This is a genomic window from Chryseobacterium camelliae, from assembly GCF_002770595.1.
GTDB lineage: Bacteria > Bacteroidota > Bacteroidia > Flavobacteriales > Weeksellaceae > Chryseobacterium > Chryseobacterium camelliae.
Genome location: NZ_CP022986.1, coordinates 4089256 through 4103666, shown reverse-complemented (window position 1 = coordinate 4103666; position 14411 = coordinate 4089256). Strand labels below are relative to the sequence as shown.

Genomic DNA, 14411 nt, shown 5'->3' with positions numbered 1-14411 from the left:
AGATCAGTACTTTTTCAATGATCAAGCTCCTGAACAAGCTTTTCAATTTTCGTGATATGTTTCCCATACAGCCTTTCAAACCACCACTGACCAAAGAAGTACAGGGCGAAAAGGCCCGCTACCAGGGTACTGATGAGGATCACGGCAATCCTTAGATCAGACAGAGGTTCCTGTCTTGGGATACATTCTATCACAATAATGAGTTCACACACCAGAAACGGGACAAAAGCCAGGCAAAACGAAAGATAGTATTGTTTGTTCAGGTTCAGCTGTAACAAAAGATCGCGCAGGGCGTCAGCCGTCTTCATCACCGGATTGCTCATTTCGCGGTACAGTTTAAAAAACTTACTGAAGAAAAATGCGGTTACAATCAGCATAGACGCAATCAGTACGTCAAAATAAAATTTAAATTTAAACGGAGCGTTGCAAACGGCAATAACGCTGAAGGAAAAAATAAAAATAGCAACCGTGGACCAGAATTCCATGCGCATGTTCCTGCGCATCCTTTCCAGGGGAAGATTGATTTTATGGCTTTGTTCGGTGCTTATTTCAGGGGTATTTTCAAAAATGTCCTCATTCCAGGCATTTTTAAGGTCATCTATATTCATTGTTGTCTGTTTTAAAAGGTTAGGTATTGGAGTGTAAGATATCTTTCAGTTTGTTCTTGGCGCGGTTCATTTTAACACGGACATTCCCATCGGAGATCCCCATCTGCTCTGCAATCTGCTTTCCGGAAAAATCTTCCAGGTAATAGAAAATGAATGCTTTATCAATTGGGTTAAGCTGATGGATGGCGGTGTACATTCTTTCCAGCTGCTCTTCTTTTTCATGGTTGTAATCATCCTGCTCTATTTTATATCCTGTAAAATCTTCATGGCTGATAAAGCTTCTTTTCTTTTCAGATTTCAGGAAGATGATTGCAGTGTTAAGGGCTACCCTGTACAACCATGTGGAAAATTCACTTTCGCCCTTAAAATTCGGATAGGCCTTCCAGACCTGATAGGTAATCTCCTGGAACAGGTCATCGCGATCATCCTTATCGTCCATATACATTTTGGAAATCTTAAAAAGGATTCCCTTATGCTTTTCCATTTTAGCTAAAAATTCGTTTTCCTGTGCACCCATGGTTATAAACTCTATACAGTTAGTTGCCTTCTGAAAAAAATGTTACACCGGTTTCAAAAAATTCATATGATCATATACTCCAACCTGTACTCTGTTGTTGCATCTTCTGTTAATTTTTTTAACTGTATTGTTGTTTTTGTGGCTCAGTATTTGTTCAGAACGATACAACACTAAAATCAAAAATATGCCTTACATTACCAAAGAAAATGAAAAAAATGTTCAGCTTTACTATGAGGACTTAGGTTCCGGACAGCCCGTTATCTTAATTCACGGATGGCCGCTCAGCGGAAAATCATGGGAGCTTCAGGTTCCTGTCCTGCTTAACCTGGGTTACCGTGTCATCCAATATGACCGGAGAGGTTTCGGAAAATCGTTTCCGTCTTCTTCGCCCGAAGGCTATAATTATGATGAGCTTGCAGGAGACCTGCACGAACTGATTACAGCTTTAGACCTTAAAAATGTGATCCTGTTCGGATTCTCTATGGGAGGTGGAGAAGTAGTCCGCTACTTAACCAATTACGGAGCCGAAAATGTAGACCGTGTGGCTTTAATCTCTTCCATCATTCCGATCGTAAAACAAAAAGAAGACAATCCGGATGGCGTTCCGCAGGAGAAACTTGATGAAATCATGGATAACCTGAAGAAAGATAGGGTTACCTTCCTGGAGTCTTTCCACAAAGATTTTTACAACTATGGGATGCTTTCGCACTCGGTAAGCCAGAAACAGCTGGATTACGACTGGAGCATTGCAGCACATGCCTGTCCTATCGCAACCATCAAATGCGCAGAAAGCTGGGCCAATACCGATTTCCGCCCGGAACTTCAGAATGTGACCGTAAAAACACTGATTGTACACGGTGATGATGACAATATAGTCCCGATTGATACCGCTGGCCGCCAGGCTGCACAGGGTATTGCAGATAACCGTTTCGTAATCGTTGAAGGAGGGCCTCACGGACTGAATGTTACCCACGCTGATGAACTGAATGCAGTTCTGTCTGACTTCCTGATGAAATAGAAGCTGACCCTTAATATTTACTATAGAAATCCGCAATGAACTTTGTTCATTGCGGATTTTTTATTCATATTCAGCTACTGATCATCGACTAACTGCAAGAATCAAATTTCTGTCAGTTGAGTACGAAACAAAGTTCAGCGTATCGCCAACTTACTGAAAAGAATTATTCTGTTGTCTGTTATTGACCGGCTCCTGATGCTCTTTTCTCCTTTGAAACACATTCAAACAGAGCTTCATTAATGGTACAGGAACACCTTTAAAAAATGTAATCCGTACTCAGGAAACCGGAGTCATGATCGCGGACAATGGTGTTCAGCAGGTTTTTATTAGACTCGGTCAGTTTTGCAGCAACCAGTGATCGGATCGAAAAAGATCTCAGGGCGTCAAAAACGGAAAGTGTTCCTTCGGCGCTGTCTTTCCTTCCGGTAAACGGAAATACGTCCGGACCACGCTGCGCCTGGCAGTTGATGTTCACACGGCTTACCAGGTTAACGAAAGGATCAATTAACTGGGCAACTTCCATCGCATCTTCACTGAAAATGCTGACCTGCATTCCGTGGGAAGCGTGGATCTGGTATTCCAGGGGCTCCTCAACAGAATCAAAAGGAACCACCGGAATCACCGGTCCAAACTGTTCCTCGTGGTATAATTTCATTTCGCTGTTCACCGGATACACTACGGCAGGGAAGACAAAAGAGGATTCGGTAAACCCTCCGTGCTCATTCAGCACCTGCGATCCTTTGGCTACTGCATCGTCAATGCATTCTTTCAGATAGCCCGGCTTATTGGCTTCCGGAAGCGGGGTGATTTTGACACCTTTCTCCCATGGAAGTCCGGGCTTCATAGCGGAAACCGCTGCGGTAAGTTTTTCGGTAAATTCGGCAGCCACATCTTTCTGAACAAAGATCAGCTTAAGCGCAGTACAGCGCTGTCCGTTAAATGACAGAGCTCCGAGAATGCATTCGCTGACTGCAACATCCAGATCGGCATTTTTAGTTACGATCGCGGCATTTTTTGCATCAAGGCTTAAGATCGCTCTCAAGCGGTTGACTTTAGGGTGCAGCTTTTTCAGGCCATTGGCCACTTTGCTGGAACCGATAAATGCCAGTACATTCACTTTCCCGCTTTCCATAATCGGGGTGATGATTTCCGCTCCTTTACCATACAATGTATTCACTGTTCCTTTCGGGAAGGCTTCCCTGAAAGCTTTCAGCAACGGGTAATGCGCAAGAACTCCGTGTTTGGGAAGTTTGAACAGAATGGTATTCCCCATAATAAGTGCAGGGATCAGCGTTGTAAAAATCTCATTCAGAGGATAGTTGAACGGTCCCATGCTCAGTACTACGCCTAAAGGAGCCCTCCTGATCTGGGCGATTGTTCCTTCAGCCTGCTGGAATCGGGAACATTCGCGGTCAAGATCCTTCAGGGCATCGATGGTCTGATTGATATAATCTACGGTACGGTCAAATTCTTTGGTAGAATCTGACAGGGTTTTTCCGATTTCCCACATCAGCAGCTTGATCACAAGGTCACGCTGCTGAAGCATGAGATAGACGAACTTCTGCATGCACTTGATGCGGTTTTCAACGGACATGGAAGGCCATTCTCCCAAACCGTTGTTGTAGGCATTAACCGTTGCATCCAGGATTTCCATGGCTTCCTGTGGACTGATATTCGGGATGCTTCCGAGCAGCTTTCTCTGCAATCCGTTTTCTGTAGGGATGCAGACCGGTGAATAAATTTCGGTGACGTCCCCGTTCCACTCTACCAGTTCTCCGTTGACCAGATACTCCCGCTGATGGATTTCGGGTATTTTATATTCTTCAGGGATTTCATTTTCAGTTTTAAAAATGTCCTGGAAAGGATGCTTGTGTTCTGAATTCATAAATATTTTATTTTTTTAATAATCGGGTCTATTAAAGGTAGGGGTAAAAACCCGTTTTTCAAAGGCCTTGTCCATAGATTTATTCTATTTTTCAACAGCTTTATTCAGATCAATAACCATGAAAAATGCTTCCTGGATGCACCTTATTAAAAAAAACTTACTTACTCAACAATCTTCCTGTCCGCAATTCTTTTGAAAACCGTAATCCAGATGGTGGAAAGCAGCAGGCTGAGGCAGGTAATGCAAAGCCCGGCTTTGAAAAGGTCATAAGGAATAATACCGGCCTTGTAAGCCACAGACAACGCCAGGATCCCGAATTCCCCGGTCTGGGCCAACAATGCGCCGCCGTACCAGCTGCTCTTCCGGTCGAATTGTAAAAACTTGAACACTAATGCAGACATCACACTGTTGCTGATCAGCACTACAAGGGTTCCTGTAATCACCAGACTGTAATGCTCGTACAGGTAAGCCAGGTCAAGCCTCAGACCGACGGAAACGAAAAAAACCGTGATGAAAAATACCTTAAAAGGCGTAAGAGAATGTTCCAGCCAGCTGAATAATTTGATCCTTCCCACCAGGACACCTGCCAGGAAACTTCCCAAAGCCCCGCTCAGGCCAATGGCTTCAGCCAGGATCCCAAAGCCGAGGCAGATCAGCAAACCGGTAAATACCTGCAGGTCGTGGTCGTATTCTATTCCCCTGAAAATCTTCGGTATTTTAATTTCCTGGGTATTCCGTATTTTCCGGAACAGGAAAAAGATCAGGAGACAAAGGATCACCGGGAGAACCATGGTGAGCAGGCTGAAATGTTCCCCTTTCCATACTTTAAGAACCGTAAGGACGGGAGCCAGAAGCAGATCCTGAATGATCAGGATGTTCAGGATCATCATCCCGAAAGAAGTATTGAGCATCCTGTCTTTTTTAAGGAATTCACTCACCACCGCCGTACTGTTGAAAATGAACAGGAACGCCATCAGCACCATGCTCCTGACATCCAGATGCAGGAAATAGCCCGCAAGAAAAGCAAAGGCAAAACTGAGAATGATCTTACATCCCTGGGCAATCAGCGGCCGTACAATCAGGCTGTGGTGATTCGGGATGTTGATTTCCATTCCCAGGAAAAACATCAGGAGGAGGATACCGATCTCACCAATCACTTCAATCTGATGCGTTTCCGTAAATACTTGTAAAACATACGGTCCCAGAAGGATTCCTGCAATAATGTATGCAATAAGGTAAGGCTGCCTGAGCTTTTTCAGCAGGAAAATCAATCCTGTTGTGGTCAGGCACAGAATGGCTATGGATACCAGTAATGTATTCATGACAAACGTATTTTATCTGTAACAACCAAAGTAATTTCAGAAGATTGGGTCTGTAAACGGCAATTGGTTTTCCTGAGGAAAACCAATTGCTGTATAGTATACATAACTTAGTTCAATAATGGAGTTTACTGAATTTCAATCAGTCTCGGCGCCTGCTTCTTAGCTTTTTCCGTTTTCGGGATGGTGAGCTTCAGGACACCATTATCATATCTGGCTTCGATATGCTCTTCATCCACCACATCTTTGGCAAGCTCAAAGGTCCTTCTGAAAGACTGGTAGCTGAATTCTCTTCTGGTGTACTGGTCCTTGTTTTCTTCCGACTCATTTTTTCTGGACGATGAAATGGTCAGCAGGTTGCCTTCCAGGGTAATCTGGAAATCTTTTTTATCCATTCCCGGAGCGGCCACTTCCACCTCGAAGTTGTCTGTGTTTTCCCTGATGTTCACCGACGGAACGGTGGTCATGGTAGAAGAGAAATTGTTGTTGCCCCAGTTAAAAAGTTCACGTCCGAAAAAGTCATCGAACAGGGTACGCGGAGCGGCAGGGAGCATGCTGCCGTTGTTTCTTTTTACGATTGACATAACAAACCAATTTTAAAGGTTAAACAATATTTTTAATGAACACACTACAATATTTTCAAAGGCTGTGCCAGTGGTTTTGAAGTGAAATTTTGTCATTGAAAATGAAAAAATGTCATTTTTCGTGTCATATTACACCCTATCCAACAGATAGTTAACTAAATGACTCTTTATTAAAGAAAATAGAATCACCGTAAAAAGCCGGAGTGCCATGCTGAACAATAATCATTATTTTTGACGTTTAATCTCCTGCTTAAAAAACATAGATATGCTTTTCTTACTACCTGTTGAGGTTTTCCACAATTTAATTTCTGTGCTGCTTGCTATTTTTGAAAAACTAAATCATTAATCAATTTAAACCAAAAACAATGAAAAGAAAAACACTGACATTTTTAGCTGTCTTGGTCCTTACAGCGGCCGAAGCAAAAGTATGTACAAAGAGTTGTTATAACTCATCAGGCGGTTACGGAATCGGGATGGGATGGAATGTCCCGAACGGAACTGCATGCTCCGGGAATCCTCCCCGCGGAAAGACCGTTTACTTTGCTTATGCAACAACTGAGGGGGTTTTTGATTCCGGTGTTGTAGATTCATGGGAAGGTACAAGTGTAGGATGTTAACTAAGAAATAGTATATCATGAAAAATTTAATTTTAAGCGGAATTGTAGTGGCCTCAATTTTTTCAAGCTGCTCAAAAGAAGACATTACAAATAATGAAAAGATAACCGATAAGGGTCAATTTAAATCATCTATTTTAAATAAGAATGATAATTCAAAAATTGCGGGGAAAGAGTATATGGACCAATTGCCGTATCTGGATGCCCACACTGATTTTATGGTATTTAATATTGAAAATGATTTGGGCCATAAAATGAATGATCCGAAAATTGATTGGAAAACCCTGAACTCTCTTTATAGTGCTGATTTGAGCACAGCTTCAAAACAGTATCTTATTTATATTTTATTTGCTAAAAAAGATCTTTTGGGAATTCAAACTGAAACACCATCAAAAGACCAGGAAGACATTATCAAAGAATATACAAGAGAATTAGTGAACACAAAATATGTCGGCTATTGTCTTTTATATAATGCGCTAAACGTCTTGAATAATGACTCTGAAAACACTGCATTAGTTAAAGATTTAGCGAATCAGATTTCAGTGTACTCTGAATCAGAAAAATTTCATTCGGATTTCCTTAGTAAACCAACAGGTAGAGAAAAATGGATTGAAAAAGTTAAAGAGAATTACTCTTATCTGGACAGGATTAAAAGTTTACAATAATACCATAAAACGCATGCTGTAGAAGGAGTTTTTGATACTTTATTTACAAGTCCAATCAGGATCACGAGTACGAGCGTCAAGCTTATGCTTAAAGAAAATTAATCAGAATTTATTATTTTTGATTATGTGCAGACCATATAAATTTCATGGCCGGAAATGTGCTTACTGTATCAACACGTTCATCTTTTGGAATAGACATTTTAACAACATTTGAATATTTCGAAACGGCATAAACCCAATAACAACCACTATTATAATGAACCTATCTGAAAATCACCTTGAAGAATTGCGCCAGGCCATGGAAATCCTGGAAAACCCGGGCATTGTGGCCAAAATTACCAACGCGATCGGTCAGCCTCTGGAAAAAGCACTGGAATTCCTTCCTAAAAATGTACATGAAAAAATCGGGACCATTACGGAAGCGGCATTAATCAAAGCGGCAGATACAGCGATCTTTACGATGAAAGACACACTGAACGCCCGGCCTTCCAACTGGTGGCATAAATTCGGGGTTGCGGCATCCGGGGCTGTCGGCGGCTTCTTCGGGTTGCCTGCGCTTGCGATTGAGCTTCCGGTATCTACCACCATTATGCTGCGCTCCGTTATCGATATAGCACGAAGTGAAGGGGAATCCATAGCCGATCCGGATGTGAAGCTGGCCTGTCTCGAAGTGTTTGCACTGGGCGGAAAGAGCGAATCTGATGACGCGAGCGAAAGCGGATATTTCGCGGCCAGAATTGCTTTGGCGCAAACCATGGCAGAAGCAGCCCGGCAGTTTACCACCAAAACCGTAGCGGATGAAGGCGCATCGGTCATCGTTAAGTTAATTTCAAAAGTAGCCGCACGATTCAGCGTACAGGTTTCTGAAAAAGTAACAGCACAGGCTGTTCCGGCTATCGGAGCTGCGGGAGGTGCGATCGTTAATACCCTGTTTATCGATCATTTCCAGGCGATGGCAAAAGGGCACTTTACCGTCAGGAGGCTGGAAAATATCTATGGTAAAGAAACGGTCAGAATGACGTATGAAGAAATGCTGAGGAAGTAGTTTGCTGAAAATCTGCCTTTTCTAATTATCAACATATTATAATGCCATTACAATTGTGAAAATAAATTGATCAGGATCAGAATTAAATCGCGGCCTTATAAACCGGCGGCATCTGCGCTGTTATCAAAACAGAAAACACCAAAAAACATTCAGCCGCATTTACGGGAAACCTCATTGAGAATTCAAGTTAGTTTTTCTATATTTGATTCATTACAGTTTGGCCTTACTGTTTTGCACTATCAAAGTAGAAAGCCGAACTCCCATCATACAACAAAGGTAAAGTACATCATGAACGATATTAAATGTCCCCACTGTCAGAAAGTTTTCAAAGTAGATGAAGCCGGTTTCGCGGACATCCTGAAACAGGTAAGGGACCATCAGTTTGAAGAAGAGCTGCACGCCAGGCTCGCCCTTGCTGAAAAGGAAAAAGAAAATGCGGTAAAGCTTGCGGAAGCCCATCTTAAAAATACCATCCAGGCTGAACTGGCCGATAAAGATCAGGAAATCCTCCGTCTTAGAGCAGACAATGATAAAATCCTGACTGAGAAACTGGCTGAAAAAGACCAACTGCTTACCGATTTAAAATCGAAACTTGACAACGCGGAAACTGAAAAAAAGTTATCGGTTTCTGAAGCTGTTAAAAGCATAGAAAAAGAAAAAGACGAGAAAGAGAAGGAAATCATCCAGCTGAAAGCCGATATAGAACGGAATCTGACAGAGCAGTTGTCTCACAGGGACCTCATGATCTCGGAGCTGAAACTCAAGCTGGATAATGCCGAAACAGAAAAAAAACTTTCCGTTACCGAAGCGGTCCAGAAAATAGAAAAGGAAAGGGATGATTTTGCCAGTAAGGTCACGCTTACCAAAACCGAAATGGAATTGCTGGAAAAGTCCCTGAACGAAAAATACCTGGCCGAACTGAAAGCAAAAGAAGACATCATCCGCCATAAAGATGAAGAAATTGCCTTCCGCAAGGATATGAAGCTCAGGTTATCCACAAAGATGCTGGGAGAAACCCTGGAGCAGCATTGCGAAGTGGAGTTCAACAAGCTCAGATCTATTGCGTTCCAGAATGCCTATTTCGAAAAAGACAATGACGCCAGATCGGGAAGTAAAGGCGACTACATTTACAGGGAAACCGATGATGCCGGCAATGAAGTGATTTCAATTATGTTTGAAATGAAAAATGAAGGCGACGAAACCGCGACCAAGAAAAAGAACGAAGACTTTTTCAGGGAACTGGACAAAGACAGGAATGACAAAAGGTGTGAATATGCCGTTCTCGTAACCCTTCTGGAAGCAGATAACGAGCTGTACAATGCAGGGATAGTGGACGTATCGCATAAATACCCCAAGATGTATGTCGTACGGCCCCAGTTTTTTATCCCAATGATTACTTTACTGAGGAATGCGGCCCTCAATTCAATGAAGGTAAAAGCCGAGCTGGCCATGATTAAAAACCAGAATATTGACATTACCAATTTCGAGGAAAACATCAATGCCTTTAAAGAAGGTTTTGCCCGGAACTATGAGCTGGCCAGCAGGAAATTTAAAACGGCCATTGAAGAAATCGACAAAACCATTACGCACCTCCAGAAAACCAAGGATGCCCTGCTTTCTTCAGAAAACAATCTACGGCTGGCCAATAACAAAGCAGATGATCTAACCATCAAAAAGCTGACGAAAGGCAACCCGACCATGGCCTCAAAATTTGAAGAGCTGAAAAACGGCTCCAATACAGAAGAGATGTGATGTTGTATGGATTTTCTTCTATACCAGCGCGAGCCTTAGGCTCATGTTCCTACAAGGCTTTAAAAATGGCAGATTACCCAAACAAAAATACCGCTACCCCTCTTTTTTCCGCTAATATTTTGCATATTTGTATAAAATACGAGTCATGCAAAAAGAAAAGCTACGCAGCGTAAGAAAGAGAAAAGGCATCACCCAGCAGCAGATCGCTGACGCCATTGCCACAGACGTTTCCAACTACAGCCGGAAAGAAAGCGGAGACGTATCCATCAGAAAAGAAGAATGGGAAAAAATCGCCCGTTTCCTGGAGGTTCCCGTAGAAGACATCTATGAAGAAGAGGAAGCCCGACAGGTGAATCATTTTGAAAATAATACGCACAGCAATAATATTGGAAATGTAAGCGGCAACTACTACTGCAACGTCCCGGAATTTCTGCTGGAAAGCCAGCGTGACCTGATAGAGCTGCTGAAAAAAGAAAACCAAAGGCTGCAGGAAGAAATAGAAGCGCTTAAAAATAGGTAACCGTTTTATACATTCAATAATTACGATAATAAAACTCAGCGTTGTGCTGGGTTTTTTGTTGTAGTGAAAATAAGGTTAGGCGGTGTCTACTTTGCTGTTTAGTAACTCGGTTTCATTTTTTCAACAGGTTCTCGATACACTTCACTTCGTTTCGCACTCGAACAGACGGCGACAGAAATCTATCCCGGAAAAACACTGCGGCCCCGTCAGTTCGAGTTTTTTTCGCAGCAACGCGGAGAAAAATGTATCGAGAACCGGTGAGTAACAGGCAAAAGCGTAATCCTTTTCAACAAGTTCTCGATACACTTCACTTCGTTTCGCACTCGAACAGACGGCGACGGAAATCAACTGGTGACAAACACTGCGGCACCGTCAGTTCGAGTTTTTTTCGCAGCAACGCGGAGAAAAATGTATCGAGAACCGGTGAGTAACATGCAAAAGCGTAATCCTTTTCAACAAGTTCTCGATACACTCCACTTCGTTTCGTACTCGAACATACGGCGACGGAAATCAACTGGTGACAAACACTGCGGCACCGTCCGTTCGAGTTTTTTTCGCAGCAAAGCGGAGAAAAATGTATCGAGAACCGGTGAGTAACAAAAGATGATTACTATCCGAAACCAGTTCTTGATACACTTCACTCCGTTGCGTACTCGAACGGAAGGAAAATTAATTTTCTAATTATGATTGTTTAAAGCATATATAAATGTATTTAAACACATGATAATAGTGTAATCCCATCAATAAATTCACTATTTTTATGTGATGCAAACTTCCTTTGTTTATATACTGCTCTGTTCAGATAATACCTATTATACAGGCGTTACAGAAAATGTTTATAAACGGTTTGATGAGCACCAGGACGGAAAATACTTCGGCTCTTATACCTCTACAAGAAGGCCTGTACAACTGGTCTACTATTGTGCTTTTACCGATATCAGTCAGGCCATTGTATTTGAAAAGAAAATTAAGAAATGGTCACAGGCTAAAAAGACTGCGCTTATAGAAGGGCGGTTTGAAGATTTACCGAATCTGGCGAAAAAAAGTTTTAAAAGATAATTGATGCTCTCCTCGCTAGCGAGCTTCCAAGCTCGTACTTACTACGAAATAAATCTAATATCAAATAACACATAAATGGTAAGGACAAGATGCCCACACCAGTGACAGTGTAAATATGTATTGAAAGCCAATGATTATCAAATAAAAGAAGGTTTATACTTGCAACAAGTTTTCGATACGCTCCACCGAGTTTCGCAATCTACGAGACGAAAAAAGCAATTATCTGACAAACATTGCGGCACCGTCCGTTCGAGTTTTTTTCGCAGCAAAGCGGAGAAAAATGTATCGAGAACCGGTGAATAACAGACAAAAGTGTCATTATTTTCAACAAGTTCTCGATACGCTCCACTGCGTTTCGCACTCGAACTGACGAATGCAGAAATTAATCCTTGACTAACACTGCGGCACCATCCGTTCGAGTGTTTTTCGTAGCAAAGCGGAGAAAAAATGTATCGAGAACCCTTGATTATCAAACAAAAGGTGGTTACAATCCGCAAAAAGTTCTCGATACGCTCCACTTCGTTCTGCACTCGAACTGACGGAGACGGCAATCAACAGCGATAGTAAAATATCTATTTAAAGTTAAAATTTTTAACTTACATATTTCTAAAATAAAATAGCCTTTTCCAGTTCCAGCAGCTTTTGTTTCCTCCAGATTCCTCCTCCATAGCCTGTTAAATGCCCGTTACTCCCGATTACGCGGTGGCAGGGTATGATAATGGATATTTTATTCAGGCCGTTGGCATTGGCTACGGCCCGTACAGATTTGCGATTTCCCAGAATATCGGCCTGTTCCTGGTATGTCCTTGTTGTTCCGTAAGGAATTTCCTGCAGAACCCTCCACACTTCTTTCTGGAAATCGGTTCCTACCGGAGAAAGCGGAACGGAGAACCGGGTTCTTGTTCCTTCGAAATAATCTTTCAGTTCTTCTTCCAGAGTAATAAAATGAGGATTTTCTCCCTGAATAATATTCGCCTTAAAATATTCTGCGATACTCTTCAGCTCTGTGGGAAGCGCTTTCCTGTCTGAAAACTCCAGAAGGCAGATTCCGTGCTCATCGGCGCAGGCGATCATGGTTCCCAGCATGGTTTCTATTCTCTTAAGGTCAATGACCTTTTCCATGTGAGTATTTTTAGGGGATACCCCAAAAATATTTTTAAAGCCCTCGTTAAAACCGCTCAGGCTGTCATATCCCATATCAAAAGCTACTTCTGTAACGGATTCTCCCTGACGGAGCTTTTTGAAAGCCGTATTGAGTTTTGACATCCTCTGGAAAGCATGAAACGTGATTCCATGGTGTTTTAAAAACCACCTGCGGACGGTAGCCGGTTCCAGGCCTCTTTGTACAAGATCATAATCTTTAAGCTTCAGCGTTGGATCATCTGAAATTTCTTTCAGCAACTCTTTGATATACTGCGGTGTTGCATCAAGGTTTTCCAAAGGCTGGCATACTTTACAGGGACGGTAGCCCTTTAGCATTGCCTCTTTGGTATTGAAAAAAAATTCTACATTTTCAAATTTAGGTTTTCGTGCTGTACAAGTCGGTCTGCAGAATATTCCCGTGGTTTTTACCCCCATCCAGAATATCCCTTCAAATGAAACGTCTTTGGTATAAGAGGCCTCATACATTATTTTTTCGGTAAGCTTCATGATTACATAAAAAGTTTTGAAAAGTTTTTCTCATCTGTAATGGCCTGACCCGCTTTTTCCATCTCTCTATAAATATGCTTGTACATAAAAGCACCAGAAGTAATCCTTTTCACTCCTAGTTCTTTAAGCTGATCAAAATCCGGCAGATCGGCCATACTCATTACATTCACAGGAAGAGAAGTAGATGCAGTAACCGTTCGGATGTCATTTTCAGAAGTTATTCCCGGAACAAAAATGCCATCCGCTTTAAGTTCTTCAAACAATGGTATCCTTGCTAAAGTTTCTTCCAACGCGTTTTCAATATTCAGTAAAAAAGGGTCTGTACGAATATTGATAAACACCCGATGCCTGTCTTCTCCCAGTCTGATAAAAATATCGTTCAGTTTTTCGTACAAAACATTTCTGTCTGTTAGCCTTCGTGTTCCATCAATAACCTTTGTATCTTCAATATTAATTCCTGATACTCCTGCTTCTATAAGTTTCATGATATTGGAAACCACAGTATCATTTTCAGATCCGTATCCGGATTCCAGATCTACCGACAGAGGAATTGATACAGAAGCCCTGATCCTCTTAATGATATAAAAATATTCTTCAAAGGTCATTTGCTCTCCATCCTCATATCCCAAACTAAGCGCCACTGCCGAACTTGATGTTGCCAATGCCTTATATCCTAATTTTTCGTATACTTTTGCACTTTCTACATTCCATACATTACCCAAAAGTAATGGTTCTTCACCATAATGTAACTGTTTAAAGCTGATCATATTTTTTTTTTCAAAATTAGAAAGATGGTAAGCTGCTTTACAACCGAAAAATGGACATCTTTTTTTTTATCATTCTCTGAGTCTGAACTTCAGTTTTAAAGTCGAATAGATTTAAAGCTTCAGCTGATTTTGTTTTCCTTCCACTGGCGCGGCAAAAAGAAAATGTATCGGGGGCCGGTGGTTATCAAATAAAAGGTGGATACTATTCGCACTAAGTTCTCGATACGTTCCACTGCGTTTTGCACTTGAACAGAAGGAAAATCAATTATCTGACAATAATTGCGGCACCGTCCGTTCGGGTGTTTTTCGTAGTGAAACGGAGAAAAATGCATCGAGAACCGGTGATTGATAAACAAAAGATGATCGTCTTCTATGAGCCTGCTTTTCCATTGCAGTTCGTTTTGTTCC

The 14411-nt window shown here is 41.9% G+C and carries 14 protein-coding genes; 7 read left to right on the top strand and 7 right to left on the bottom strand.

Going from position 1 to position 14411, the window contains the following annotated elements; genetic code table 11:
* Positions 1-14: 14 nt before the first annotated feature.
* On the bottom strand, positions 15-608 hold the full coding sequence (locus CGB83_RS18810; RefSeq protein ID WP_100077218.1) for a hypothetical protein: 594 nt from the start codon (positions 606-608) through the stop codon (positions 15-17).
* A gap of 19 nt (positions 609-627) precedes the next feature.
* Complete coding sequence (locus CGB83_RS18805) at positions 628-1125, bottom strand: RNA polymerase sigma factor (RefSeq protein ID WP_100077217.1); 498 nt, start codon at positions 1123-1125, stop codon at positions 628-630.
* A gap of 184 nt (positions 1126-1309) precedes the next feature.
* Between CGB83_RS18805 and CGB83_RS18800 the strand changes: the two genes are divergently transcribed.
* On the top strand, positions 1310-2143 hold the full coding sequence (locus tag CGB83_RS18800) for an alpha/beta fold hydrolase (protein WP_100077216.1): 834 nt from the start codon (positions 1310-1312) through the stop codon (positions 2141-2143).
* 256 nt (positions 2144-2399) lie between these two features.
* Here CGB83_RS18800 and CGB83_RS18795 read toward each other — a convergent pair whose 3' ends face one another.
* The 3 genes from CGB83_RS18795 to CGB83_RS18785 all read right to left on the bottom strand — a co-directional run bounded on the left by CGB83_RS18795 (position 2400) and on the right by CGB83_RS18785 (position 5931).
* The gene (locus CGB83_RS18795; protein WP_100077215.1) at positions 2400-4028 is read right to left on the bottom strand and encodes an NADP-dependent glyceraldehyde-3-phosphate dehydrogenase; all 1629 of its coding nucleotides are present in this window, start codon (positions 4026-4028) and stop codon (positions 2400-2402) included.
* A gap of 161 nt (positions 4029-4189) precedes the next feature.
* Positions 4190-5350 carry a cation:proton antiporter gene (locus tag CGB83_RS18790; RefSeq protein ID WP_228420001.1) on the bottom strand — a complete coding sequence of 387 codons (1161 nt, stop codon included), beginning with the start codon at positions 5348-5350 and terminating at the stop codon, positions 4190-4192.
* 125 nt (positions 5351-5475) lie between these two features.
* Positions 5476-5931, bottom strand: a complete 456-nt coding sequence (locus CGB83_RS18785; RefSeq protein WP_100077214.1) for an Hsp20/alpha crystallin family protein — start codon at positions 5929-5931, stop codon at positions 5476-5478.
* Between the two features lie 365 nt (positions 5932-6296).
* Between CGB83_RS18785 and CGB83_RS18780 the strand changes: the two genes are divergently transcribed.
* From CGB83_RS18780 to CGB83_RS18755, 6 genes are all read left to right on the top strand, one after another.
* The gene (locus CGB83_RS18780) at positions 6297-6548 is read left to right on the top strand and encodes a hypothetical protein (protein WP_100077213.1); all 252 of its coding nucleotides are present in this window, start codon (positions 6297-6299) and stop codon (positions 6546-6548) included.
* A gap of 17 nt (positions 6549-6565) precedes the next feature.
* The gene (locus tag CGB83_RS18775; protein ID WP_100077212.1) at positions 6566-7210 is read left to right on the top strand and encodes a hypothetical protein; all 645 of its coding nucleotides are present in this window, start codon (positions 6566-6568) and stop codon (positions 7208-7210) included.
* A gap of 256 nt (positions 7211-7466) precedes the next feature.
* On the top strand, positions 7467-8255 hold the full coding sequence (locus tag CGB83_RS18770; RefSeq protein WP_100077211.1) for an EcsC family protein: 789 nt from the start codon (positions 7467-7469) through the stop codon (positions 8253-8255).
* 288 nt (positions 8256-8543) lie between these two features.
* Positions 8544-10007, top strand: a complete 1464-nt coding sequence (locus tag CGB83_RS18765) for a DUF2130 domain-containing protein (protein WP_100077210.1) — start codon at positions 8544-8546, stop codon at positions 10005-10007.
* A 145-nt stretch (positions 10008-10152) separates the two neighbouring features.
* Positions 10153-10527 (top strand): helix-turn-helix domain-containing protein, encoded by a 375-nt coding sequence (locus tag CGB83_RS18760; RefSeq protein ID WP_100077209.1) that lies wholly within the window; start codon positions 10153-10155, stop codon positions 10525-10527.
* A 765-nt stretch (positions 10528-11292) separates the two neighbouring features.
* Entirely contained in the window at positions 11293-11586 is a 294-nt protein-coding gene (locus CGB83_RS18755) for a GIY-YIG nuclease family protein (protein WP_100077208.1), read from the top strand.
* Between the two features lie 606 nt (positions 11587-12192).
* Here the strand turns inward: CGB83_RS18755 and CGB83_RS20660 are convergent.
* Both CGB83_RS20660 and CGB83_RS18745 read right to left on the bottom strand, forming a co-directional pair.
* Positions 12193-13236 (bottom strand): bifunctional transcriptional activator/DNA repair enzyme AdaA, encoded by a 1044-nt coding sequence (locus tag CGB83_RS20660; protein ID WP_100077207.1) that lies wholly within the window; start codon positions 13234-13236, stop codon positions 12193-12195.
* 2 nt (positions 13237-13238) lie between these two features.
* Positions 13239-14003 carry an isocitrate lyase/PEP mutase family protein gene (locus CGB83_RS18745; RefSeq protein ID WP_100077206.1) on the bottom strand — a complete coding sequence of 255 codons (765 nt, stop codon included), beginning with the start codon at positions 14001-14003 and terminating at the stop codon, positions 13239-13241.
* Between the last annotated feature and the right edge of the window lie 408 nt (positions 14004-14411).